Origin of the sequence: Sphingomonas sp. Root720 (assembly GCF_001428605.1) — a bacterium.
Lineage (GTDB): Bacteria > Pseudomonadota > Alphaproteobacteria > Sphingomonadales > Sphingomonadaceae > Rhizorhabdus.
Map to the genome: position 1 here is coordinate 57,787 of NZ_LMID01000011.1, position 23,676 is coordinate 81,462.

General features: G+C 65.9%; 20 protein-coding genes. 11 read left to right on the forward strand and 9 right to left on the reverse strand.

What is annotated here, in order from left to right:
- Nucleotides 1-138 precede the first annotated feature (138 nt).
- From ASE22_RS11080 to eno, 4 genes are all read right to left on the reverse strand, one after another.
- Nucleotides 139-1,806 (reverse strand): MFS transporter, encoded by a 1,668-nt coding sequence (locus ASE22_RS11080; protein WP_056358974.1) that lies wholly within the window; start codon nucleotides 1,804-1,806, stop codon nucleotides 139-141.
- A 55-nt stretch (nucleotides 1,807-1,861) separates the two neighbouring features.
- Nucleotides 1,862-3,463: a bifunctional phosphoribosylaminoimidazolecarboxamide formyltransferase/IMP cyclohydrolase gene (purH, locus tag ASE22_RS11085; RefSeq protein ID WP_056358979.1), complete on the reverse strand. Its 1,602-nt coding sequence runs from the start codon at nucleotides 3,461-3,463 to the stop codon at nucleotides 1,862-1,864.
- A gap of 88 nt (nucleotides 3,464-3,551) precedes the next feature.
- Complete coding sequence (locus ASE22_RS11090; RefSeq protein WP_056358982.1) at nucleotides 3,552-4,784, reverse strand: sensor histidine kinase; 1,233 nt, start codon at nucleotides 4,782-4,784, stop codon at nucleotides 3,552-3,554.
- 114 nt (nucleotides 4,785-4,898) lie between these two features.
- Nucleotides 4,899-6,182 carry a phosphopyruvate hydratase gene (eno, locus tag ASE22_RS11095; RefSeq protein ID WP_056358985.1) on the reverse strand — a complete coding sequence of 428 codons (1,284 nt, stop codon included), beginning with the start codon at nucleotides 6,180-6,182 and terminating at the stop codon, nucleotides 4,899-4,901.
- Nucleotides 6,183-6,336: 154 nt separating this feature from the next.
- Here eno and ASE22_RS11100 point away from each other — a divergent pair, with 154 nt between their 5' ends.
- From ASE22_RS11100 to ASE22_RS11120, 5 genes are all read left to right on the forward strand, one after another.
- Entirely contained in the window at nucleotides 6,337-6,939 is a 603-nt protein-coding gene (locus tag ASE22_RS11100) for a hypothetical protein (protein ID WP_235536410.1), read from the forward strand.
- 3 nt (nucleotides 6,940-6,942) lie between these two features.
- Nucleotides 6,943-7,686: a phage holin family protein gene (locus ASE22_RS11105; protein WP_056358991.1), complete on the forward strand. Its 744-nt coding sequence runs from the start codon at nucleotides 6,943-6,945 to the stop codon at nucleotides 7,684-7,686.
- Nucleotides 7,683-8,114 (forward strand): hypothetical protein, encoded by a 432-nt coding sequence (locus ASE22_RS11110; protein WP_056358996.1) that lies wholly within the window; start codon nucleotides 7,683-7,685, stop codon nucleotides 8,112-8,114. The genes ASE22_RS11105 and ASE22_RS11110 overlap by 4 nt, the downstream gene beginning before the upstream one ends.
- A 101-nt stretch (nucleotides 8,115-8,215) precedes the next feature.
- Nucleotides 8,216-8,812, forward strand: a complete 597-nt coding sequence (locus ASE22_RS11115) for an MlaC/ttg2D family ABC transporter substrate-binding protein (RefSeq protein ID WP_056361048.1) — start codon at nucleotides 8,216-8,218, stop codon at nucleotides 8,810-8,812.
- Nucleotides 8,813-8,968: 156 nt separating this feature from the next.
- Nucleotides 8,969-9,184, forward strand: a complete 216-nt coding sequence (locus ASE22_RS11120; protein ID WP_056358997.1) for a DUF4170 domain-containing protein — start codon at nucleotides 8,969-8,971, stop codon at nucleotides 9,182-9,184.
- A 102-nt stretch (nucleotides 9,185-9,286) separates the two neighbouring features.
- On the opposite strand, the gene ASE22_RS11125 is transcribed toward ASE22_RS11120, so the two are convergent.
- From ASE22_RS11125 to carA, 5 genes are all read right to left on the reverse strand, one after another.
- Nucleotides 9,287-9,910, reverse strand: coding sequence for a rhomboid family intramembrane serine protease (locus ASE22_RS11125; RefSeq protein WP_056358998.1), 624 nt, complete (start codon nucleotides 9,908-9,910; stop codon nucleotides 9,287-9,289).
- Between the two features lie 17 nt (nucleotides 9,911-9,927).
- Nucleotides 9,928-10,404, reverse strand: a complete 477-nt coding sequence (gene greA, locus ASE22_RS11130) for a transcription elongation factor GreA (protein ID WP_056358999.1) — start codon at nucleotides 10,402-10,404, stop codon at nucleotides 9,928-9,930.
- Nucleotides 10,405-10,487: 83 nt separating this feature from the next.
- On the reverse strand, nucleotides 10,488-13,820 hold the full coding sequence (carB, locus tag ASE22_RS11135) for a carbamoyl-phosphate synthase large subunit (protein WP_056359001.1): 3,333 nt from the start codon (nucleotides 13,818-13,820) through the stop codon (nucleotides 10,488-10,490).
- Nucleotides 13,820-14,182 (reverse strand): ribonuclease E inhibitor RraB, encoded by a 363-nt coding sequence (locus ASE22_RS11140; RefSeq protein WP_056359003.1) that lies wholly within the window; start codon nucleotides 14,180-14,182, stop codon nucleotides 13,820-13,822. Before ASE22_RS11140 ends, carB begins: the two co-directional genes overlap by 1 nt.
- Nucleotides 14,179-15,357, reverse strand: coding sequence for a glutamine-hydrolyzing carbamoyl-phosphate synthase small subunit (gene carA, locus ASE22_RS11145; RefSeq protein WP_056359007.1), 1,179 nt, complete (start codon nucleotides 15,355-15,357; stop codon nucleotides 14,179-14,181). The genes ASE22_RS11140 and carA overlap by 4 nt, the downstream gene beginning before the upstream one ends.
- 135 nt (nucleotides 15,358-15,492) lie before the next feature.
- On the opposite strand from carA, the gene ASE22_RS11150 reads away from it, so the two are divergent.
- The 6 genes from ASE22_RS11150 (at nucleotide 15,493) to ASE22_RS11175 (ending at nucleotide 23,674) form a co-directional block, all read left to right on the forward strand.
- The gene (locus ASE22_RS11150; protein ID WP_056359010.1) at nucleotides 15,493-15,945 is read left to right on the forward strand and encodes a GatB/YqeY domain-containing protein; all 453 of its coding nucleotides are present in this window, start codon (nucleotides 15,493-15,495) and stop codon (nucleotides 15,943-15,945) included.
- Between the two features lie 57 nt (nucleotides 15,946-16,002).
- Complete coding sequence (locus ASE22_RS11155; protein WP_056359011.1) at nucleotides 16,003-16,401, forward strand: endonuclease domain-containing protein; 399 nt, start codon at nucleotides 16,003-16,005, stop codon at nucleotides 16,399-16,401.
- A gap of 1 nt (nucleotide 16,402) precedes the next feature.
- A complete protein-coding gene (dnaG, locus tag ASE22_RS11160) occupies nucleotides 16,403-18,274 on the forward strand; it encodes a DNA primase (RefSeq protein ID WP_056359012.1) in 1,872 nt (623 codons plus the stop codon).
- 52 nt (nucleotides 18,275-18,326) lie between these two features.
- On the forward strand, nucleotides 18,327-20,351 hold the full coding sequence (gene rpoD, locus ASE22_RS11165; RefSeq protein ID WP_056359014.1) for an RNA polymerase sigma factor RpoD: 2,025 nt from the start codon (nucleotides 18,327-18,329) through the stop codon (nucleotides 20,349-20,351).
- Nucleotides 20,352-20,620: 269 nt separating this feature from the next.
- A complete protein-coding gene (locus ASE22_RS11170; protein WP_056359017.1) occupies nucleotides 20,621-22,873 on the forward strand; it encodes a TonB-dependent receptor in 2,253 nt (750 codons plus the stop codon).
- Between the two features lie 180 nt (nucleotides 22,874-23,053).
- The gene (locus ASE22_RS11175; protein ID WP_056359019.1) at nucleotides 23,054-23,674 is read left to right on the forward strand and encodes a PepSY-associated TM helix domain-containing protein; all 621 of its coding nucleotides are present in this window, start codon (nucleotides 23,054-23,056) and stop codon (nucleotides 23,672-23,674) included.
- Nucleotides 23,675-23,676 lie beyond the last annotated feature (2 nt).

Sequence of the window (23,676 nt, forward strand, 5' to 3'; positions counted from 1 at the left end):
TTGCCCGGGACTTGTCCACGCTGCCTCATGCCGGCGAAGGCCGGCATCTCGTGGGGCGAAGCAAGCCGCGTCTCTCCAGAGATGCCAGCCTGCGCTGGCATGACGATGGAGTGTTTCTCGAAAAATGATCCGACGGTATCAGCTTCCCGGCGACGGCAACTGCACGATGATGCCGCGATCGGGCACGTCCTCGCGCCAGCGGACCGAACCATAGGGCCGTTCCAGTTTGCGCCGGACCCGGATCGGATCCGCGTCCTGGTGGAAATCGATCGCCCGCTGCCAGGCGTCGAGATCGGCAGCGGTCAGGCGGCTGCGCTGGCGCAGATAATCGTGCCAGGTCGGGGTGTGGTAACGCTCGGTCCAGATCTCCGGATCGCCGACATCGCGCGAGATCGACCAGCCATAGCCGCCGGTGCGATGGCGGATTTCCTCAAGCGGCATCATCGCGGTGTAGAAGCCGCGGGCCTGGTCGACCGGTACGCGATATTCGATGGTGACGACGATCGGCCCGCTGCGGCCGTTGAGGTCGAGATTGGTTTCGGGCTCGCTGAGCGGCGTATCCCGGTCGCGCTGCTCCTCGACCGCCGGCATCCGCCAGAGCAGGCCGGCCCCGATCGTTACGATCAGCGTCGTCCCCGCGGTGATAAGGGCGAGATCGGTGCCTTCGGAGGCCGCGATCCGGCCCCAGACCCATCCGCCGATCGTCATTCCGCCGCAGACCGAGGTCACGCAGGCCGCCAGCGCCCGCCCGGTCACCCAGCGCGGCGACGACATCTGGATATTGATGTTGCAGAGCGCCATCGAGATCATCCATCCCGCCCCCGCGCCCATCACCAACAGGCCGGTGAGCACCTCGTGCCGGCTGAGGCCGGTGCCGATCATGCAGAGCCCCATCAGCGCGGTGGCGAGCCCGACGGCGGCCTGATCGGACATCCGTTCCTTGATCGGGGTGAGGAACAGCGCGCCCAGCACCGCTCCGGCGCCGAAGCAGCCGAGCAGCACTCCATAGAGGCCGGCCCCGCCGCCGAGCAGTTCCCGCGCGACCAGCGGCATGAGTGCCGAGGCCGCCACGCCGGCAAAGGCGATCAGCAAGGTCCGCACCAGCACCGCGCGGATCGGGGGCGAATAGACGACGTAGCGGGCGCCGGAGATGACCGCGCGGCCCAACGCTTCCGGCGGAAGCCGCGAGGTTTCGGGCAGGCGGCGCCAGAAGACCATGACGATGATCAGCGGCAGATAGGCGAGCGCGTTGAAGGCGAATGCCGCGAGCACGCCCGCCAGTGCGACGAGCAGCCCGCCGATCGCCGGCCCGAAGCTGCGCGCGATATTGTAGCTGATAGAGTTGAGGGCGATCGCCTGGGCGAGCTCGCGCGAGGGCACCTGCTCGCCGACCGAACTTTGCCAGGCGGGACCGAATAGCGCCGTTCCGGTGCCGACGACGAAGCAGAAGAACAGGATCCAGGCCGGCGTCAGCAGACCGAGCATCGTGATCAGGCTGAGCCCCACCGCGCCGAGCAGCGCGATGCACAGTGCCACGAGGGCGATCTTGCGCCGATCGTAGCTGTCGGCGATCGCGCCCGCGAACAGCGACAGCAGCATCAGCGGCGCGAAGGTCGCCGACTGCACCAGCGCGACCATGTCGGCGCGGCCGGTGAGCTGTGTCATCGCCCAGGCGGCGCCGACACCCTGGATCAGCTGGCCGAAATTGGAAAAGAGGCTGGCGGTCCAGATCCGCCTGAACAGGCCATGACGCAGCGGATCGAAGGGGCCTATCCGCCCGGCGGCTTCCCCACTGCCATCGGCCATGTCCGCCCAACCTCCTTCGTCGTGCCCCTCCCTAACGCGGAAACGTCGTCAGAGATCAATGTCGGAAATGGCGCATGCCCGTGAACAGCATCGCGAGCCCGGCATCGTCGGCCGCGGCGATCACCTCGGCGTCGCGGATCGAGCCGCCAGGCTGGATCACCGCCGTCGCGCCTGCCTCGACTGCCGCCAGCAGGCCATCCGCGAACGGGAAAAAGGCATCGGACGCGACCGCCGAGCCGATCGTCCGCGGTTCGGCCCAGCCCGCCTTTTCAGCGGCATCCTTGGCCTTCCACGCGGCGATCCGGGCGGATTCGAGGCGGTTCATCTGGCCCGCGCCGACACCGGCGGTCGATCCGCCCCTGGCATAGACGATGGCGTTAGACTTGACGTGCTTGGCGACGGTCCATGCGAACAGGCAGTCCTTGAGCTCTTGCTCGGTCGGCGCGCGCTTGGTCACCAGCTTGAGGTCGTCGGGGCCGATCCGGCCGTCGTCCCGCGACTGAAGCAGCACGCCGCCAGCGATGCTCTTCATCGTCATGCCCGCGCGCGCCGGATCGGGCAGCTCGCCGGTCAGCAGCAGTCGGAGGTTCTTCTTCTTCGCGAAAACCGCCTTGGCCTCATCGTCGGCATCGGGCGCGGCCACGACTTCGGTGAAGATGCCGCTGATCGCCTCCGCCGTCCTGCCGTCGAGCGGCCGGTTGACCGCGATGATACCGCCGAATGCCGAGACGCTGTCGCAGGCGAGCGCCGCCTCATAGGCCTCGATCAGCGTGTCGGCGCTGGCGACGCCGCAGGGATTGGCGTGCTTGACGATGACGACGGTCGGCGGGCCATCGCGGAATTCGCTGACCAGCTCGAGCGCGGCGTCGGCGTCGTTGTAATTGTTGTAGCTCAGTTCCTTGCCCTGGATCTGGGTTGCCTGGGCGATGCCGCGCGCCGACGGGCCCACCGGCAGGTAGAGCGCCGCCTGCTGGTGCGGGTTCTCGCCATAGCGCAGCGCCTCGGCCTTGCGGATGGGAATAGACAGCGTCTCGGGGAAGAACTGCCCCTGGTCGGCATGGGCGAACCAGCTCGATATCATCGCGTCATAGGTCGCCGTCGCCGCGAACGCCTTGGCGGCGAAGCGCTTGCGAAGGTCGAAGCCCGTCGTGCCGCCGCTCGCGATGATCTCGGCATAGTCGGCCGGGTCGGTGGCGATGACGACATAGGCGTGGTTCTTGGCGGCCGAGCGGACCATCGATGGGCCCCCGATGTCGATATTCTCGATCACCTCGTCGCGGACGGCGCCCTTGGCGACGGTCTGCGCGAAGGGGTAGAGATTGACCACGACGAGGTCGATCGCGCCGATGCCATGGTCGGTCATCGCCTTGGCGTGCTCGGGATCGTCGCGGACGCTGAGCAGGCCCCCATGAACCATCGGATGGAGCGTCTTGACCCGCCCGTCCATCATCTCCGGGAAGCCGGTAATGTCGGAGACGTCCTTCACGTCGAGCCCCGCGTCGCGCAGCGCCTTGGCGGTGCCGCCGGTCGAGACCAGCTCGACGCCCCACCCTGCCAGGGCCTGCCCGAGCTCGACCAGCCCGCTCTTGTCGGAGACCGAAAGCAGCGCGCGCTTGATCTTCACCTGGTCGGGGGCTTGCGTCGTCGGGGTCTTCATATGGCTATCCTGCAGCGAAACGGAGTCGCCGACCGGTTAGGCGATGACGGCGCGAATTGCCACCCCGCGGGGACGGGGCTCGGGCCGATCAGGCCGCGCGCTGCCGGCGCGACGATTCCCGGGGCAGGACGATTTCGAACGCCGCCCCGCTCTCGACCGTCTCGTCGAGGCGAAGCTCGCCGCCGAGCTGGGTGACGATGGTCTTGGCGATGGCGAGCCCTAGCCCGGTTCCCGGCAAGTTGGTCAGTCCCTCGGTATGGGGAGACTGGGTGAACCGATCGAACAGTCGCGCGCTGAATTCCGGAGGAATACCGGGTCCCTGGTCGCTTACCCGGATCCTGATTCCCGTCGTGGACGTCGTCAGCGACATGTCGACGACCGATCCGCGCGGCGAGAATTTGGCCGCATTGGACACGAGGTTGGTGATAGCCTGGAACAGCCGGTCGGCATCGGTCCTTGCCGACACGGCGCGCTTCGGCAGGGTCAGGCGCAGGGTGACGCCGGCCTGGGCCGCAAACGGCATGTTCTGGGCCGCGACGTCGCGCAGCAATACGCTGATGTCGGCGCGGGCGAAGCGATATTCGAACTGGCCGGAATCCATCCGGTCGAGATCGAGCAGGTCGTCGACGAGCCTTTTCAGCCGCCCCGCGTTGCGGGCGGCGACATCGACCAGCGAGGTCGCGGTGTTCGGCAATTCTCCCGCCGCCCCGCTCGCCAGCAGGCCCAGCGCACCGGCGATCGAGGTCAGCGGCGTGCGCAGCTCATGGCTGACCGTCGAGACGAACTGCTGCTTGAGGCGGACGATGTCCTGGAGGGCCTTCTGCGCCCGTTGCGCATCCGCCTCCGCCATGCTGCTGAAACCGACCGCGATCGGCCCGACCAGCAGATGGGCGACGAGCATGTCCTCCTCGGAAAAGGCAGCCACCCCGGACGCGTGATATTTCAGGACGCCGACCGTCTGGCCATTATGCGGGATCGGAACGACGATCATCGAGCGCAGCCCCACCCGCCGGCAGGCGAGGCGGTTGACGCGAGAGTCCTGCTCAGAATCGTCGCACCGGAGCGGCTGGCCGGTCAGGATGCTCATCCCCGACAGGCTGGCATTGAGCGGCAGGCGCAGCCCGACGAGTCCGGCGGAGGCGCCGCTGGCGGCGGCATAATAGAGCTGATCGCCATCGCGCAGTTCAATGACCACGCCATTGGCCTGCGGCATGACCGACCGCTCGTTGGTTACCGCCTCCAGTGCGGGCTGAAGGCCGCCGCCCCTGCTCGCGATCGCCTGCTGGATCGCTATCAATCCCCGGAAACGCTCAAGGTCCATCCACGACGCCCCATACCGCCGATCCTCCCCAAAGACACCGGCGGCACGAGGGTAGACCAGGCGCGGACCGATCACAAACCCGTGATCGCCCCTACCTGGCTTTTGTCATAAGTCTCAGCCGAGCGCCTTGATCGCGTTGCGGCCCGCATAGACGGCGACCGGACCAAGTTCCTCCTCGATGCGGATCAACTGATTATACTTGGCGAGCCGGTCCGAGCGGGCGAGGCTGCCGGTCTTGATCTGGCCGCAGTTGGTGGCGACGGCGAGGTCGGCGATCGTCGAATCCTCGGTTTCGCCCGAGCGGTGCGACATGACCGCGGTATAGCCCGCGCGCTGCGCCATGGTCACCGCCTCCAGCGTCTCGGACAACGTGCCGATCTGGTTGACCTTGACGAGCAGCGAGTTGGCGAGACCGTCCTTGATGCCCTGGGCGAGCCGCTTCGGGTTGGTCACGAACAGGTCGTCGCCGACCAGCTGGCACTTGTGGCCGATCTTGTCGGTCAGGATCTTCCAGCCCTCGAAATCATCCTCGCCCATGCCGTCCTCGATCGAAACGATCGGGTAGCGGGCCGCGAGATCGGCGAGATAGTCGGCCATCTCGGCCGGCGAACGCTTCACGCCTTCGCCGTGGAAGTCGTAGACGCCGTCCTTGAAGAACTCGGTCGCGGCGCAGTCGAGCGCCAGCACGACGTCGTCGCCCGGCTTGTAGCCGGCCTTCTCGATCGACTGCATGATGAAGTCGAGCGCGTCGGGTGCCGAGGCGAGGTTCGGCGCGAAGCCGCCCTCGTCACCGACCGCCGTCGCCAGCCCCTTGTCGTGGAGCGCCTTCTTCAACGTGTGGAAGATCTCCGAGCCGCAGCGGACCGCGTCGAACAGGGTCGGCGCGCCAACCGGCATGATCATGAATTCCTGGAAGTCGATCGGGTTGTCCGCATGGGCGCCACCATTGATGATGTTCATCATCGGCACCGGCAGGACCTGCGCCGAGACGCCGCCGACATAACGATAGAGCGGCAGCGCGCGGGCCTCGGCCGCCGCGCGGGCGACCGCGAGGCTGACGCCCAGGATCGCGTTGGCGCCGAGCCGGTTCTTGTTCGCGGTGCCGTCGAGCTCGATCATGCGGGCGTCGACCTCGCTCTGGTCCTCGGCCTCCATGCCGATGACCGCGTCGGCGATCTCGTCGTTGGCGGCGTCGACGGCAGCCTGGACGCCCTTGCCGAGCCACTTGCCCTTGTCCCCGTCGCGTTTCTCGACCGCTTCATAGGCACCGGTCGACGCGCCCGAGGGGACCGCCGCGCGGCCGAAGCTGCCATCCTCCAGCGTGATATCGACTTCGACCGTGGGATTGCCGCGGCTATCGATGATCTGGCGGGCGTGGACGTCAACGATGGCGGTCATGGGCGCGCAACCTTTGCTGATGGACGTTGGGATGCGCGCGCTCTATCCGCGTGATCCACGTTAGGCAAATATTGAAGTCGTTTCGGGTCTGGTAAAGGAACGCTATCCGCCCCATTTGGTTGATAAGCTGGCCTCTTTGATGGAGACGATCGACATGGCGACCGAGAATCAGGACAGCGGTGCAGGCGCTGGCAGCGCGTTCGAGAGCGCCCGCAAGGCGTTCGGCGAAACCGCCGCCAGTTTCACCGGACAGGCGGAATCCAGGGTCCGCGATTATACCGAGCAGGGCAAGGATCGCGCGGTCGAGGCGCTCGACAACGTCGCCGGGCTGGTCGGCGACGCTGCGGCGCAGGTCAGCGAGAAGCTGGGCGACCAATATGGCGGCTATATCCAGCAGGCCGCCGACGCCGTCAGCGGCCTGGCGACGACCCTGCGCGACAAGGATGCCGACGAGTTGATCGACGATGCGCGCAACGTGGTCCGCTCATCTCCCACGGTGGCGATCGCGGCGGCGGCGGCGGTGGGCTTCCTGCTCGCGCGAGTCGTGAAATCGGGACTGACGCCGAAGAGCGCGGCCGGTCTGGCCGAAACGCCGGTCGCCGCGCCGCGCGCGCGCAAGCCCGCGGCCAAGGCGCCTGCAAAGACCGCCACGCGTGCCAAGACTGCAGCCAAGCCGAAGGCGCCCGCGGCGCCGCTGGCCGATACCCCGATCGCCGATAGCCCGGCGATGCCCGACGGCACGCCGTCCGCAGTCTGATCCTTGGAAGCGGGGAACCCAGTCGGACAGGAGACGCTCGGCGCGTTGCTGGCGCGGCTGGTCGAGGACGGCCGCACGCTGGCCAAGGCCGAGCTCGCCCTGTTCCGGACCGACTTCTATCGCCGCATCGGCCGCGCGCGCACCGGCGTGCTGCTGTGCCTGATCGGCGCCATCATGGGACAGGCGGCGGCGGTGACCTTCCTAGTCACATTGTCTTTCGTTCTGACACCGTGGATCGGCCGGCTGGGCGGAGCGGCGGTTTCGGTCCTGCTCGGCATCGGCTTGGCCGTGTTGCTGATCAGGATCGGGGTTCGAAAGCTGATGCTGGTCGTCGAGGACCCCGACGATGACGATGACGCACCGGGTCTCGGCGCCCGTCGGGATGCCAGCCCGATCGACGACCTGTTCGAACGGGTCCGGCAACGGTCGCAGGATGCGCGCAACCAGCTGGTAGAGACCGTTGGCGAGGCACAGGCGCGGCTGCATCCGCAAGCGCTGATAGCCGATCTGGCCGAGATCGTGGTCGATCAGGCCCAGGAGATGAGCCATAAGCTGGTCGATGCGGTACGCCGCCGTCCCGGCCGGACCGCGCTGGCGGCCGCCGCGCTGGCGATGCTGGTGCTCCGCCCGCCACTGTATCGGATCGCCAAGGGTATCGCCCGTGCAACCCGCGGCCGGCCCACGAGTTTCAGCAGCAACCGGCGGCGAGAGTCGTCGTCTCGCGAGGATGAGGAGACGAGCGCGTGACCATCAAGAGCAAGGCCGGCGCGGCCGGCGCCGAAATCAAGCAGCGCGCGACCCGCGCAGGCGACTTCGCCAGTGAGACGATCAGGACCGGCGGCGAGGCCGCGCGTACCGCGGGCCGCAGGGCGGTCGAGGGCGTGGAGAGTTTCCCGGTGGCGGCGCTGCTCGGCGGCCTGGCGGTCGGCGTGGCGATCGGCGCTCTCCTGCCGCGCACCCGGCAGGAGGAGGAGTTGCTCGGCACAATCGGCGGCACGATCAACGACCGCGCCAAGGACGCGGTCAATGCCGCTCGCGACGCCGGGCAGGCCAAACTCGACGAACTCGGCATCAGCACCGACGCCGCGGGCAAGCAGGTCGGCCGACTGATCGACTCGCTCGCCCAGGTTGCGGAAAGCGCCGGCAGCGCGGCGGTGGACTCGGTTCGCCACTGACCGCTTTCGGAACCGTCACGGTTCAATCAGGGTTCATCGCCCGCCAGCTATTCCACCAGCAAGAGCGTGCCCCGACGCGCGCGATGGAGAAGAAGATTATAATGAACAGGTTCACCAAGCTTACCGCCGCCCTGATGCTCGTCGGCACGAGCGCCGCCGTGCCTCTCGCGTCCGTCCAGGCGGCGGTCGTCGCCAATCAGGATGCAGCGACCTTCATCTCGTCGCTCGGCGCCGAATCCTTCGCGGTCTTGAAGACCGGCAACAAGGCCGTGGTCCGCACCAAGTTCCGCGAATTGCTATCGCAGCATTTCGCGATCGACGCGATCGGCGAGCGGCTGATCCGGCGCTGGAGCAGCCAGATCACCCCGGCACAGAAAGCCTCCTACAAGGCCGCCATCCCGAATTTCATCATCGGCACCTATTCGGACAATCTCTACGATTATGCCAACGCCTCGATGAAGGTGGTCCGCACGGCGCCCGCGGGCAGCGGCTTCAATGTCGTAACCCAGGTGCAGAAGCCCGGTGCGCAGCCTATCAACGCAGTCTGGTCGGTCGCCAAGGTCGGCGGCGGCTTCAAGGTCACCAACCTGACCGTCGCGAACATCAACCTCGCGGTGACCCAGGGCCAGGATTTCGACGCGATCATCCAGCGCAAGGGGATCGACGGCCTGATCGCGATGATGAAAGCGCGCGGCTGATCTTCCCGATGGTTCGCCGCCGGGGCCGATGGTACCGGCGGCGGTCGTCACCGATTGCAAAAAGAGTTGAAGGCGGTTCGGGGCTATCCCGAATCGCCTATTTTCATCAGGAGAGGTGCGAGGTTTCGTCATGAGGACGATCAACGGAGTATTCGCATGAGCAAGATCCACTTGGTGTTCGGCGGCCGCGTCAAGGATCCGCGGGGCCTCGATTTCGAGGATCTCAACCAGATCGACGTCGTAGGCTTCTATGAGGATTATAAAAGCGCCGAGAAGGCGTGGCGTGGCGCGGCGCAACGAACGGTCGACGATGCCGAGATGAAATATGTCGTCGTACATCTCCACAAGCTGCTCGAGCCGGAGTTGGGCTGAGCGCGGCAAACCCGTCATCCCGGCGAAAGCCGGGATCTCCGTACTTCCCCTTCGCTCGTGAGCGGCGGAATAGAGAGTCCGGCTTTCGCCGGAACGGTGCCTTCAGTCCCGCCTGCGCATTCCCAGCAGCGGCCGCGTCAACAACAGCCCGGCCAGGAAACCGCCAACATGCGCGCCGGTCGCGATCGCCATGCCCATGTCGGCGAAGGCCAGTCCCATCAGGAACTGCACGCCGATCCAGGCGGCCGCGAGCCACAGGACATTGACCGCGGCGCCGATCGTGGGATGGCCGGCGAAGCCGCGCGGTCGGCCGAACAGCAGCGCATAGGCTGCGAAAAGCGCCGAGATCGCGCCGCTCGCTCCGATCATCGGGGTTCCGTCGGCCGGATTGGCCAGGAATTGCACTCCCGCGGCCGCATAGGCGCCGACGACATAGAGGATCGCCAGTGCGACCGGGCCGATCGCCGTTTCCACCATGCGACCGCAGAATAGCAGCATCACCATGTTGAAGCCGAGATGAAGGATTCCGCCATGAAGCAGGGTCGCGGTCAGCGGGGTTATCCAGACCGGCACTGCACCAGGCAGGTCGAGGCCGATCAGCCGCGCGGGAATGAAGCCGCCGAGCAGATCCGCGGCATTGCTCCATCCCAGCACGACGAGCAGCAGATAGACCGCCGTCGTGCCGATGGCGATGGCATTGGTGCAGCGACTGGACGGCAATCGCATCGGCGGCGCGGAAGCGCTCAGATGAACTCGATCTTGGCGACGACGTAGAAACGGTCGCCCGACGGCACCGTCACCTCGACATCGTCGTCGACCTTCTTGCCGATCAGCGCGCGGCCGAGCGGCGAATTGTAGGAGATCTTCCCGGTCTTGGCGTCCGCCTCGGTCTGGCCGACGATCTGGTACTTGACCGGCTTCTCGTCGTCGTCGAGCAGAGTGACGGTCGCGCCGAATACGATCTTGTCGCCGGACAACATGCTCGGGTCGATCACCTGGGCACGGCTCAGCCGGTCCTCGATATCGGCGATCGACGCCTCGATCTGGCCCTGGCGTTCCTTGGCGGCGTGATATTCGGCGTTTTCCGAAAGATCGCCATGGGCGCGGGCTTCCTCGATCGCGTCGATGATCAGCGGCCGTTCGGCTTTGAGGCGTGCGAGCTCCTGAGTGAGCATCTTCTGCCCCTCCGCCAGCATCGGCATCTTCTCAATGCTCGCCATCGTTCAACAACCCCTTCGTCAAAACCCCGATACCCGGACGACCCCGGCCGGGCCGCCCGCCCTGAACTCCTGCAAAATGGGGATCAGGTCTGAGACATCGAATAATAGGATTGAAGTGCTCGCACTTCAAGCTTCCGCTCCCGCAAAGCTCCGATCGCCTGCGCCGCGGCCACGCTGGCCGCCGCCGTGGTGAAATAGGGGATGCGGCCGTAGAGCGCCGACGTCCGGATCGCCTTCGAATCCAGCAGCGACTGCCAGCCCTCGGTGGTGTTGAAGATCAGGTCGACGTCGCCGTCGACCAGCCGGTCGACGATGTTCGGGCGCCCCTCGCGCTTCTTGAGGACGGTTTCGACCTCCAGCCCCTGCGCGCGAAGGAAAGCCGCCGTGCCGCTGGTGGCAAGGATGGTGAAGTCCATTGCGATCAGCTGTTGCACGGCCGGCAGGATATGGCCCTTGTCGCCCTCCTTGACCGAGACGAAGGCAGTGCCGCCGAGCGGCAGCTTCGTCCCCGCGCCAAGTTGCGCCTTGGCGAAGGCGGTGGCGAAATCGCTGTCGATGCCCATCACTTCGCCGGTGGACTTCATCTCCGGGCTAAGCACCGGATCGACGCCGGGGAAGCGGGCAAAGGGGAAGACCGCTTCCTTGACCGCGATATAGTCGATGTCGAGTCGGATGCGCGGCAGCGCCTTGAGCTTCTCGCCCGCCATCACCCGCGCGGCGATCTTGGCGATCGGCTGGCCGATCGCCTTGGCGACGAAGGGCACCGTGCGGCTGGCGCGCGGATTGACTTCGATCAGATAGACCGTGCCGTCCTTGACCGCATATTGGACGTTCATCAGGCCACGCACCTTGAGCGCGCGGGCCAGCGCGTCGGTCTGCCGCTCGATCTCGCGGATGATGTCCTCAGGCAGGTTGTAGGGCGGCAGCGTGCAGGCGCTGTCGCCCGAATGGACGCCAGCTTCCTCGATATGCTGGAGCACGCCCGCGACCACCACGTCGTCGCCGTCGCAGATCGCGTCGACATCGACCTCGATCGCGTCGCGCAGATACTGATCGATCAAAACTGGCGAATCACCAGATACTTGCACGGCAGTGCTGATATATTGCTCGAGCTGAGCCGGATCCTCGACGATCTCCATGGCGCGTCCGCCCAGCACATAGGAGGGACGCATCAGGACAGGATAGCCGACCCGTTCGGCTACGATCAGCGCCTCCTCGCGGCTCCGTGCGATCCCGTTGCGCGGCTGGCTGAGGCCGAGCTTGGCGACGAGGTCGGCGAAGCGCTCGCGATCCTCGGCGAGGTCGATGGCGTCGGGCGACGTGCCGAGGATCGGGATCCCGGCATCCTCGAGTTCCTGGGCGAGTTTGAGAGGGGTCTGGCCGCCGAACTGGACGATCACACCCTTCAGCGTACCGTTCGACTGTTCGACATGGAGGATCTCCAGCACGTCCTCGGCGGTCAGCGGCTCGAAATAGAGCCGGTCGGACGTGTCGTAGTCGGTCGACACCGTCTCCGGGTTGCAGTTGACCATGATCGTCTCATAGCCCGCGTCGGCCAGCGCGAAACAGGCGTGGCAACAGCAATAGTCGAACTCGATCCCCTGCCCGATCCGGTTCGGGCCGCCGCCGAGGATAACGATCTTCTCGCGGTCGGTGGGATTGCTCTCGCACTCGGGCTCGCCGAAGCTCGGCGCCTCGTAGGTCGAGTACATATAGGGCGTCTTCGCCTCGAACTCGGCCGCGCAGGTGTCGATCCGCTTGAACACCGGCCGGACACCCAGCCTGTGGCGGAGCGCGCGCACCTCCTTCTCGGTGATGCCGCCGGTCATCGCCTTGGCGGCGTCATGCACGATGCCCGATCCGCGCGCCTGTTCGCGCGCCATGCCGGCGAGATTGGCCGACTGCAGCGCCAGCCAGGCGAGCCGCTTGTCGGAAAAGCCCATCGCCTTCAGCCGGCGCATGCCCGCCGCGTCCTGCGGCAGGCCGTCGCGGCACACCCGCTCCTCGGCGGCGACGATCTCGGCAAGACGCTCGATGAACCACGGCTCATATTTGGAGATGCGGTGGATGTCGTCGACCGAGAATCCCTCGCGCAGCGCCTGGGCGGCGACCAGCAGCCGATCGGGGGTCGGACGCGCCAGTTCCTCCTCGATCATCGAGCGCGAGGCGCCCCTCAGGGCGTCGACAACGTTGAAGCCGGCAAGACCGGTCTCAAGGCCGCGCAGCGCCTTCTGCATCGATTCGTGGATGTTGCGGCCGATCGCCATCGTCTCGCCGACCGACTTCATCGCGGTCGACAGCAGCGGCTCGGATCCCTTGAATTTCTCGAAGGCGAAGCGCGGGATCTTGGTGACGACATAATCGATCGTCGGCTCGAACGAGGCCGGCGTCGCGCCGGTGATGTCGTTCATGATCTCGTCGAGCGTATAGCCGACCGCGAGCTTGGCGGCGACCTTGGCGATCGGGAAGCCGGTCGCCTTCGACGCCAATGCCGAGGAGCGCGACACGCGCGGGTTCATTTCGATCACGACCAGGCGGCCGTCGGCCGGATTGACCGCGAACTGAACGTTCGAGCCGCCGGTTTCCACGCCGATCTCGCGCAGCACCGCGATGCTCGCGTTGCGCATGATCTGATATTCCTTGTCGGTCAGCGTCAGCGCCGGCGCGACGGTGATGGAATCCCCGGTATGGACCCCCATCGGATCGACATTCTCGATCGAGCAGATGATGATGCAGTTGTCGTTGCGATCCCGCACGACCTCCATCTCATATTCCTTCCAGCCGAGCACCGATTCTTCGATCAGCACCTCGGTGGTCGGCGAGGCATCGAGCCCGCCGGTCACGATCTTGAGGAATTCGTCCTTGTTGTAGGCGATGCCGCCACCGGTGCCGCCCATCGTGAAGCTCGGCCGGATGATCGCCGGCAGGCCGACATAATCGAGCGCGCGCAGCGCCTCGTCGAGGGTGTGCGCGACCTCCGAGCGCGGGCTTTCCAGGCCGATCTTGTCCATCGCCTGGCGGAACTTCATCCGGTCCTCGGCCTTGTCGATCGCCTCGGCGTCGGCGCCGATCATCTGGCAATTATATTTTTCGAGGGTCCCGTCGTTGAACAGGGCGAGCGCAGTGTTGAGCGCGGTCTGCCCGCCCATCGTCGGCAGGACGGCATCGGGACGCTCCTTCTCGATGATCTTGGCGACGATCTCGGGGGTGATCGGCTCGACATAAGTGGCGTCCGCCATGTCCGGATCGGTCATGATCGTCGCGGGGTTCGAGTTGACGAGGATGATGCGATAGCCTTCCTCGCGCAGCGCCTTGCAGGCCTGCGTCCCCGAATAATCGAACTCGCACGCCTGCCCGATCACGATCGGCCCGGCGCCGATGATGAGGATGGAGGAGATGTCGGTGCGTTTGGGCATTATTCGGTTATTCCATCCTGTGCGACGCACCCCCAACCATCATATTCGACGCCGAAGTCGGCCTCGATCTGCAAGCAGGTGACGGTAAGGGCTTTGATTGATTCCGGATCGGCGCGCTGTTCCCGTACCAGAAAGAGGCAGGGCTCGCCGTCTTCGTTTTCCTCCATGTCGAGAAAGTCGAAGCCGAGCTCCTCGGCGGCGTCGCTCAGGCGCTCCAGCGCCTCCGCGCTGCCGCGAAAGCTCACGTCCACAGCGCGCTCGATCTCGGGACGATCGCCATTCTCGACGAGGTTCGCCAGGACCTCCTGATCGGCCTGCCACTCTTCCTCGAGCCGACGGGGATCGACGGCGCCCTTGGTCACGCGACTTTCCTCAGACCGGCTACGAACTGCTCGAACAGATAATGGCTGTCCTGCGGGCCGGGGCTGGCTTCGGGATGATATTGGACGCTGAACGCCGGCTTGTCGGTGAGGCGCAAACCCGCGAGCGAGCCGTCGAACAGCGAAATGTGGGTCGCCTCGGCATTGGCGGGCAGGCTGCCGGTATCGACCGCGAAGCCGTGGTTCATCGAGGTGATCTCGACCTTGCCGTCCGAGCTGCGCTTGACCGGGTGGTTCGCGCCGCGGTGGCCCTGGTGCATCTTGAAGGTCTTCGCGCCGACCGCGAGGCCGAGCATCTGGTGTCCCAGGCAGATGCCGAAGATCGGCTTGCCGGTCTCCAGCAGCTTGCGGATCACCGGCACCGCATATTCGCCGGTCGCGGCGGGATCGCCCGGGCCGTTCGACAGGAACACGCCGTCGGGATCGTGCGCCATCACCTCCTCGAAGGTGGCGCCGGCGGGAACGACGGTCACCCGCGCGCCGGCGGCGACGAGATTGCGCAGGATGTTGCGCTTCAGGCCATAGTCGATCGCGACGACATGGGGGGCGTCGGGCGCGGCGGCATCGACATCATAACCCTCGCCCAGCGTCCACAGCCCGTCGCCCCATTTGTAGGTCTGGGTGGCGCTGACCTGCTTGGCGAGGTCCATGCCCTCCAGCCCGGGCCATTCGCGCGCCTTCGTCTTCAGCGCCTCGATGTCGAACTTGCCCCCGGCATTATGGGCGATCACGCCGTTGGGCGCGCCGCCCACGCGGATGGCGCGGGTGAGCGCGCGGGTATCGACGCCCGAAAGTCCTATCCGGCCATTCGCCTTCAGCCATGCGTCGAGATGCTGGCTGCTACGGAAATTGGCAGGGTCGGTAACGTCCTCGCGGACCACCATGCCCAGCGCGTGCGGGTTGATCGCCTCGACATCCTCGGCGTTGGTGCCGACATTGCCGATATGCGGAAAGGTGAAGGTGATGATCTGCCCGGCATAGGAGGGATCGGTCATCACCTCCTGATAGCCCGTCATCGCGGTGTTGAAGCAGACCTCGCCGACGGCATCGCCCTCGGCCCCGAAGCCCCTGCCCCAGATCAGCGTCCCGTCACCGAGAACCAAAACGCCCGTTGCGCCCTCGGGGGGTGTCAGACGCGCGTGATCGGTTTCGGCCACTAGGGCTCTCCTCGGCTGTGGGTCGGTGGGCAAACGGCGGCGTAACTAGGCACCCCTCCCGACCGGGTCAATTCTATTAAAATAAGAATCTCTGTGCTACCGGTTCTCCTTTCCCGAACCAGCCCGGTGATTTCCATGATTCGAGACGAGATCAAGACGGCGCTCGTCGCCGCTATGAAGGCGCGCGACGCCACGACGACCGCGGCGATCCGCCTCATCCAGTCGTCGATCAAGAACCGCGACATCGAACTGCGCACCGCGACCCAGCAGCCCGATGACGACCTGCTCGTCACCGAGGTGCTGCAGAAGATGATCAAGCAGCGCCGCGAATCGATCGAGATGTACGAGAAGGGCAACCGCCCCGAACTCGCGGCGGCCGAGGCCGCGGAGGTCGCCGTGATCGAGCGCTTCCTGCCCCAGCAGATGAGCGAGGACGAGGCGAAGGCCGCGATCGACGCGTTGGCGACCGAACTGGGCGCCGCCTCGGTCAAGGACATGGGCCGGGTCATGGCGGCGATCAAGGAGCGTTTCGCCGGCAAGATGGACATGGCGAAGGCGAGCGGCCTGGTGAAGGCGCGGCTGGGCTGAGTGAACACAGCCGAGGGTGAAAATCCCCCCCTCCCGCTTGCGGGAGGGGATCGAGGGGTGGGCTCTCCGGCCTTCAAGCCGCGCCCGTCCCGCTTCGCCAGGCATCTCCGCAACAACGCCACCGATACCGAGCACAAGCTCTGGCGCCATCTGCGCGGTAGCCGCCCTAACGGCTTCAAGTTCAGCCGGCAGATGCCGATCGCCGGCTTCGCCTGTGATGTCCTGTGCCGATCGGCGCGGCTTGTCATTGAACTCGATGGAGGTCAGCATGACCACCAGACTGCCGCGGACGAAGCGCGCACCCGGCGGATCGAGGCGGAAGGCTATCGGGTGCTCCGTTTCTGGAACAATGACGTGAACGAACGGCTCGAAGGGGTGCTGGTCCGTATTACGGAAGCGCTGACCAATGCGTCGGATGCCCACCCCCAACCCCTCCCGCGAGCGGGAGGGGTGTAATATGTCCCTCTCTCCCCAGTTTCTCGACGAACTCCGCACCCGCGTCACCTTGTCGACCTTGATCGGTAAGTCGGTGAAGCTCACCAAGGCCGGTCGCGAGTTCAAGGCGTGCTGTCCGTTCCACAACGAGAAGTCGCCGAGCTTCTACGTCAATGACGACAAGGGCTTCTATCATTGCTTCGGCTGCGGCGCGCATGGCGACGCGATTCGCTTCCTGACCGAGGCGAAGGGCCTGCCCTTCATCGATGCGGTCAAGGAGCTCGCCCAGAGCGCGGGGATGGAAGTCCCCGCCCCCGACGCCCGTTCGGCGCAGCGCAACGAGCATCATGCCGGGCTGCACGAGGTGATGGCCGCCGCCGCGACTTGGTTCCAGGAGCAGCTTGGCGGAATCGAGGGTGCCCAGGCGCGCGCCTATCTCCAGAAGCGCGGGATCGGCGACCAACTCGCCCGGGATTTCGGGATCGGCTTCGCCCCCGACTCGCGCGGCAAGCTGAAGGCGGCATTGAAGGGCTTCGGCGAGGCGAAGCTGATCGAGACCGGCCTGTTGATTCTGGTCGAGGACAAGGAGCCCTATGACCGGTTCCGCGGCCGGCTGATGATCCCGATCCGCGATCAGCGTGGGCGGGTGATCGCCTTTGGCGGCCGGATCCTCGACCAGGGCGAGCCCAAATATCTCAACTCGCCGGACACGCCGCTGTTCGACAAGGGCCGTACCCTGTTCAACATCGGCCGAGCGGGCCCGGCCGCGCGCAAGACCGACCGGGTGATCGCGGTCGAAGGCTATATGGACGTGATCGCGCTGGCCAAAGCCGGGATCGACGAGGCGGTCGCGCCGCTCGGCACCGCGCTCACCGAGATGCAGCTCGAGCGGCTGTGGCGGATGGGCGAGGTTCCGATCCTCTGCTTCGACGGCGACAAGGCCGGGCAGAAGGCCGCCGTCCGCGCCGCCCAACGCGCGCTGCCGATGGTCGCGCCGGGCCGGACCCTGCGCTTCGCCTTGCTGCCCGGCGGCCAGGACCCCGACGACCTGGTCAAGTCCGGCGGCGTCCGCGCCGTCGAGCAGGTGCTGGGCGAGGCGATCAGCCTCGACGAGCTGCTGTGGCGCGCCGAACATGAGGCGCAGCCCCTGTCGACGCCCGAGGCGCGCGCGGGCCTGCGCAAGCGCCTGGGCGACCTCGCCGCCTCGATCCAGGACCGCGACGTCCGCGAGCTCTACCAGGCCGAGTTCCGCCGCCGATTCGACGAGCTGTTCGGCAGCCCCCAGCGCCGGCCGTTCGAACGCACCTTCCAGCCTTTCCAGCCCCGCCAGCAACGCCGCCCCGGCCAGCCCTGGAAACCCGAGCCGTTGCCGCCCTCGCGCGCCGCCCATGCGGTCAACCGCAGCGGGGTCAACCCGATGGTGATCCGCGCGGTGATGGCGGGACTGTTACGCTTCCCGGTACTTTTCTCGTCGCATATGGAGGCGATCGGACAGCTCGAACTGGGCGACGAGCGGCTCGAAAGATTGCGCGCGGAGGCCTTCGACGCCGGATTTTCCGGGGCCGCGCTTGAAAAGGAAAGCCTCGAAACCATATTGGTCGACGCGGGTCTTGGGGCTGTGATCGAGGAGCTCAAGGCTACGAACGCTCTTGCCTTTTCCTTTTTGCGCGGCAATGCCGATCCTGACCGTGCTGTGCGCGATCTCTCGGCGGCGATCGAGGCTATGGCGGCGCGTCCCTTGCTGGATGCGGCGCTGAAGGAAGCCACCGAAAGGCTGGGCATGGCGACCGACGATGCAGGGCTCGAGGAGCAGCGCAGACTGCTCACGGCCCGCGAGGCGGCGGATCGCGCGCTCACCGATCTCGCCCTGGGCGAGGACGGCGAGGGCGCTTAAACTGTTTGAGGCCGGCGGTTTCCGGCCGAATTTGATTGAGGGCTGGTCTTAGATGGCGAAGACGAACGGGAGCGAGGGTGGCGATCGGATCGACGGTGACGCCCCGCTCATCGATCTCAACGAAGGATCGCTCAAGAAGCTGATCGCCCGCGCAAAGCGCAAGGGCTACATCACCTACGAGCAGCTCAACGAAGCGCTGCCGCAGGATCAGATGACCTCCGATCAGCTCGAGGACGTCATGTCCGCGCTCAACGAGATGGGCGTCAACATCGTCGAGAACGAGGATGCGGGCGAAGACGAGCAGCCCGAGGACGACAATGTCGACGAGGCTTCGTCGCCCGACGACGGCGATACCGGCCCTGCCCTTGCCGCCACCGCGAAGAAGGAAACGGTCGACCGTACCGATGACCCGGTGCGCATGTACCTGCGCGAAATGGGCGCCGTCGAGCTGCTCAGCCGCGAGGGTGAGATCGCGATCGCCAAGCGGATCGAAGCCGGTCGCGACACGATGATCCTTGGGCTGTGCGAAAGCCCCATCACCTTCAACGCGATCATCGAATGGTCGAACGCCCTCAACGAAGGCACGATGCAGCTGCGCGAGATCCTCGATCTCGACGCGATGCTGTCCAAGGGCCCGACCGCCGAGCAGGTCGAGAATGAGGACGCCGGCGGCGAGATCTCGGCCGAAACCGCGGGCCCGACCTTCAAGGAAGAGGAGGAGCCCGAAGAGGAGGCTCCGGCCGACGAGGACGAGGATTCGATGACCGAGCGGCGCACTCCGCGCCCGCAGGAGGAGGAAGACGAGGACAACACCCTCAGCCTCGCCCAGATGGAGGAGCAGCTCAAGCCGCTCGCGCTTGAGCGGTTCGCCGCGATCACCGATCTCTACAAGACCTTCTCCGACGTGCAGTTGGCGCGCGTTGCGGCGCTGGGCGTCGGCGACGACTTTCCCGCCGCCGAGGAGGAGCGTTACCAGGGCCTGCGCGAGCAGCTCACCGCGGAGGTCGAGAGCGTCCAGTTCCACGGCGCCAAGATCGAATATCTCGTCGACCAGCTCTATTCGTTCAACCGCCGGCTGACGACGCTGGGCGGGCAGATGCTGCGCCTCGCCGAGCGCCACAAGGTGCCGCGCCGCGACTTCCTCGAAGCCTATATCAACCGCGAGATGGAAGATGGCTGGCTTGAGCGCGTGGCCAAGATCGACAAGAAGTGGGCCAATTTCGCGGCTGTCGAGGGCGACGCCGTCGACCGCATCCGCAACGAGATCGGCGAGATCGCCCAGGCAACCGGCATGGCTCTCAGCGAGTTCCGCCGCATCGTCAACATGGTGCAGAAGGGCGAGCGCGAGGCGCGCATCGCGAAGAAGGAGATGGTCGAAGCCAATCTCCGCCTCGTCATCTCGATCGCCAAGAAATACACGAACCGCGGCCTGCAGTTCCTGGATCTGATCCAGGAGGGCAATATCGGCCTGATGAAAGCGGTCGATAAGTTCGAATATCGCCGCGGCTACAAGTTCAGCACCTATGCGACCTGGTGGATCAGGCAGGCGATCACCCGCTCGATCGCCGATCAGGCGCGGACCATCCGTATCCCGGTCCACATGATCGAGACGATCAACAAGCTCGTCCGCACGAGCCGCCAGATCCTGCACGAGATCGGCCGCGAGCCGACGCCGGAGGAACTGGCCGAGCGGCTCTCGATGCCGCTCGAGAAGGTCCGCAAGGTGATGAAGATCGCCAAGGAGCCGATCAGCCTCGAAACGCCGATCGGCGACGAGGAGGACAGCCATCTCGGCGACTTCATCGAGGACAAGAACGCGATCATCCCGGTCGACGCCGCGATCCAGTCCAATCTGAAGGAAACCGTCACCCGCGTCCTCGCCAGCCTCACCCCCCGCGAGGAGCGCGTGCTGCGCATGCGCTTCGGCATCGGCATGAACACCGATCACACGCTCGAAGAGGTGGGCCAGCAATTCTCGGTGACCCGCGAGCGCATCCGCCAGATCGAGGCGAAGGCACTGCGCAAGCTCAAGCATCCGAGCCGCAGCCGCAAGATGCGCAGCTTTCTCGACCAGTAAGGTCGTCCGAAGGGTTCGATATAAAACGCCCTGGTCTTCCAAGAAGGCCGGGGCGTTTTTTTGCCGTCTCAAGCCGTCGTTTTCAGCACTGGCGAGATCTTTGCATCAACGGTCGCGTCCGACCGTCACTGTGCTTTTCCGGCAACGCCCGACAGCCTTACTTTCCGGCATGTCAGTTACGGGTTTGACCCGCTTTCCCCAACTGGTAGCAGTCCCGCCACGATAATGTCACCGGAGAGGGTGCGGGGCGCCAAAAGGGAAACGCTCTCATGTCTTTGCTGTCCGAAAAATCGCGACGTCTTGCCCTCCGCGCCGCCGGTGCGAGCCTGCTGGCGCTCGGTGCCGCGGCGCCGCTCCTGGCGCAGTCAACGCCCGATGCCGCCGCCGATGACGGCGAAATCGTCGTCACCGCGACCCGCCGTGCCGAGAACATCAAGGACGTGCCCGTCGCCGTCACCGCGATCGGCGGCGAGAAGCTGGCGGTACTCAATTCGAGCGGGCTCGACATCCGCTTCCTGTCGTCGCGCACGCCCAGCCTGCAGATCGAAAGCTCCTTCGGTCGCACCTTCCCGCGCTTCTACATCCGCGGCCTCGGCAATACCGATTTCGATCCCAATGCGGCGCAGCCCGTATCGGTCGTCTATGACGACGTCGCGCTCGAAAGCCCGATGCTCAAGAGCTTCCCGGTGTTCGACCTCGCCAGCGTCGAGGTGCTACGCGGGCCGCAGGGCACACTGTTCGGCCGCAATACGCCGGCCGGCGTGATCAAGCTCAACTCGGCCAAGCCGAGCGACAGCTTCGGCGGCTATGGGAGCGTCAGCTGGGGCACATACAACACCGTCAACGCCGAAGCCGCCCTCACCGGTCCGCTCGGCGAAGGCCTCAGCTTCCGCGCCTCGGGCCTGCTGCAGCGCCGCGACGACTGGGTGAAGAACGATAGCTCCCCCACCCTCGCCGACCGCCGCCTCGAAGGCTATCGCGACCTCGCCGGCCGCGTTCAGCTCGGCTATACCAGCGGCGATTTCAACGCGCTGTTCAACGTCCATGGCCGCGATCTCGAGGCTTCCCCGCGCGTGTTCCGTGCCGGCCTGTTCCAGCAGGGCAGCAACCGCTTCTCGCCGGGATTCGACAAGGATCATGTCACGCTCGACGGCCTGACCAGCCAGAGCCTAAAGCAGTTCGGCGCCAATGCGCGGCTCGATTACCGTGCCGACGGCCTCGGCACCTTCTACTCGACCACCGCCTATGAGCGCGCCAATGTCCAGAGCACCGGCGATATCGACGGCGGCGCGGCCTACGGCTTCCCCGCGCTCGGGCTCGGCGTCGCCCTCTTCCCGGTCAACACCGGCGGGCGCACCAAGCCGAAGGAATTCAGTCAGGAATTCCGCTTTGCCAGCGAAGACATGGACGGTTTCCGTTTCCAGGCGGGCGCATATTATTTCCACCAGAAGCTCGACTATGCCGAATATGCCTATGACGGCACCGGCACCCGGGTCAGCGCAATCCTGCACGACAACAAGAACGAGAATTACGGCCTGTTCGCTTCGGGCGAATATAAGGCGAGCGAGGCGCTGACCCTGCGCGCGGGCGTCCGCTACTCGCACGACAAGAAGCGCGACACCATCTCGCTCGATCCCGCGCTCGCCGCATCGAGCACCGCCAGCCAGGTCATCCTCGTGCCGCTGCCGCTGACCAACCAGGCAAAGGCAAGCAACATCTCCTGGGATGCCAGCGCGACCTACAAGCTTTCCGACCAGATCAGCGTCTATGCGCGCTTCGCGACCGGTTATCTCGGCCCGGCGATCCAGGACCGCGTTACCTTCGGCAGCGTGCCGTCGGTCGCCGGCAAGCAAACGACGATCTCGGGCGAGGCCGGCCTCAAGGGCGCGACCGGCGACGGCACGCTTCAGTTCGACCTCGACGGCTACTGGTACCGCACCAAGGACCTTCAGCTGACCGCGGTCGGCGGCGCGACGAACTCGGCCCAGCTGCTCAACGCGGACAAGGCGATCGGCTACGGCGTCGAAGGCACGGTCGAGTTCCGCCCAATGCCGCAGTTGAGCCTTACCGCCGGGGCGAGCTGGAACTTCACAGAGATCCGCGACCCGAACATCGCGGTGGCGCCCTGCGGCTCACTCTGCACCGTCACCGATCCGCTCAACGGCGCGGGCCTCGCGCTGATCGACGGCAACGACCTGCCGCAGGCGCCGCGCTATGTCGCCAATGCGACGGCGCGCTACGCCATTCCCGTGGGAAGCGGCGAGGTCTTCGCGTTCACCGACTGGGCGTATCGCAGCAGCATCAACTATTTCCTCTACACCGCTCGGGAGTTCCGGGGCCGGTCGCTGATCGAAGGCGGCCTGAAGCTCGGCTACAAGTCAGACGGCGGCTGGGAGGCTGCGGTCTTCGCCCGCAATATCACCAACCAGATCCGCAGCATCAGCGCGATCGACTTCAACAACCTCACCGGCATGATCAACGAACCGCGGATCATCGGCGTGGAACTGAAGGCGAGCTTCTAAGTCCCGAGACGCCATCGCCGCCCGGTTTGGCCGCGGCGATGGCAACTCGCCGGAATATTTCAGAACTGAATTATTGCGAACCATTCGCATTAGCTATTGCAGGCGCGAATCGTTCGCGCTACGCGGCGAGCTGTGAGCCAGACTCCAGCCTCTTCATCCTTCGCGGCCAAACGCAGGCCAGTGGCCAAACCCTGGTATCGTTCGCGCGGCTGGTGGCTGAAGCAGCTCCATAACTGGCACTGGATGAGTGCGGCCATCTCGCTGATCGGGATGCTCCTGTTCGCAGCGACCGGCATCACCCTCAACCACGCCGCGACGATCGGCGCGTCGCCCAAGGTTCAGAACCTCACCGCCCAACTTCCGCCGCCGCTGCTCGCCCGGCTCGCCAAGCCTGCCTCCGATACGGCGCCCCTGCCGAGGGCCGTCGCAGCCGATCTCGACGCCAGGCTCGATCTGGACGCCGCCGGCAAGCCTGGCGAATGGTCCGACGGCGAAGTCTATGTCGCGTTGCCCCGACCGGGCGGGGACGCCTGGATCAGCATCGACCGCACCACCGGCGCGGTGACCGCCGAGATCACCGATCGCGGCTGGATCAGCTTCGCGAACGATCTCCACAAGGGTCGCAACGCCGGTAGTGCCTGGGGCTGGTTCATCGACATCTTCGCCGGGGGCTGCATCCTGTTCACGCTGACCGGCCTGTTCCTGCTCTACATGCATTCGAGGCCGCGGCCGCTGACCTGGCCGCTCGTCGGGCTGGGCTTGGCAGCACCGCTGCTAATCATCATCCTCTTCATTCATTGAAA

What these genes read in the sequence shown, in the direction of transcription:
- ASE22_RS11080 (WP_056358974.1), bottom strand. Translation starts at nt 1,806, where the DNA reads ATGGCCGATGGCAGTGGGGAAGCCGCCGGGCGGATAGGCCCCTTCGAT.
- purH (WP_056358979.1), bottom strand. Translation starts at nt 3,463, where the DNA reads ATGAAGACCCCGACGACGCAAGCCCCCGACCAGGTGAAGATCAAGCGC.
- ASE22_RS11090 (WP_056358982.1), bottom strand. Translation starts at nt 4,784, where the DNA reads ATGGACCTTGAGCGTTTCCGGGGATTGATAGCGATCCAGCAGGCGATC.
- eno (WP_056358985.1), bottom strand. Translation starts at nt 6,182, where the DNA reads ATGACCGCCATCGTTGACGTCCACGCCCGCCAGATCATCGATAGCCGC.
- ASE22_RS11100 (WP_235536410.1), top strand. Translation starts at nt 6,337, where the DNA reads ATGGCGACCGAGAATCAGGACAGCGGTGCAGGCGCTGGCAGCGCGTTC.
- ASE22_RS11115 (WP_056361048.1), top strand. Translation starts at nt 8,216, where the DNA reads ATGAACAGGTTCACCAAGCTTACCGCCGCCCTGATGCTCGTCGGCACG.
- ASE22_RS11120 (WP_056358997.1), top strand. Translation starts at nt 8,969, where the DNA reads ATGAGCAAGATCCACTTGGTGTTCGGCGGCCGCGTCAAGGATCCGCGG.
- ASE22_RS11125 (WP_056358998.1), bottom strand. Translation starts at nt 9,910, where the DNA reads ATGCGATTGCCGTCCAGTCGCTGCACCAATGCCATCGCCATCGGCACG.
- greA (WP_056358999.1), bottom strand. Translation starts at nt 10,404, where the DNA reads ATGGCGAGCATTGAGAAGATGCCGATGCTGGCGGAGGGGCAGAAGATG.
- carB (WP_056359001.1), bottom strand. Translation starts at nt 13,820, where the DNA reads ATGCCCAAACGCACCGACATCTCCTCCATCCTCATCATCGGCGCCGGG.
- ASE22_RS11150 (WP_056359010.1), top strand. Translation starts at nt 15,493, where the DNA reads ATGATTCGAGACGAGATCAAGACGGCGCTCGTCGCCGCTATGAAGGCG.
- dnaG (WP_056359012.1), top strand. Translation starts at nt 16,403, where the DNA reads ATGTCCCTCTCTCCCCAGTTTCTCGACGAACTCCGCACCCGCGTCACC.
- rpoD (WP_056359014.1), top strand. Translation starts at nt 18,327, where the DNA reads ATGGCGAAGACGAACGGGAGCGAGGGTGGCGATCGGATCGACGGTGAC.
- ASE22_RS11170 (WP_056359017.1), top strand. Translation starts at nt 20,621, where the DNA reads ATGTCTTTGCTGTCCGAAAAATCGCGACGTCTTGCCCTCCGCGCCGCC.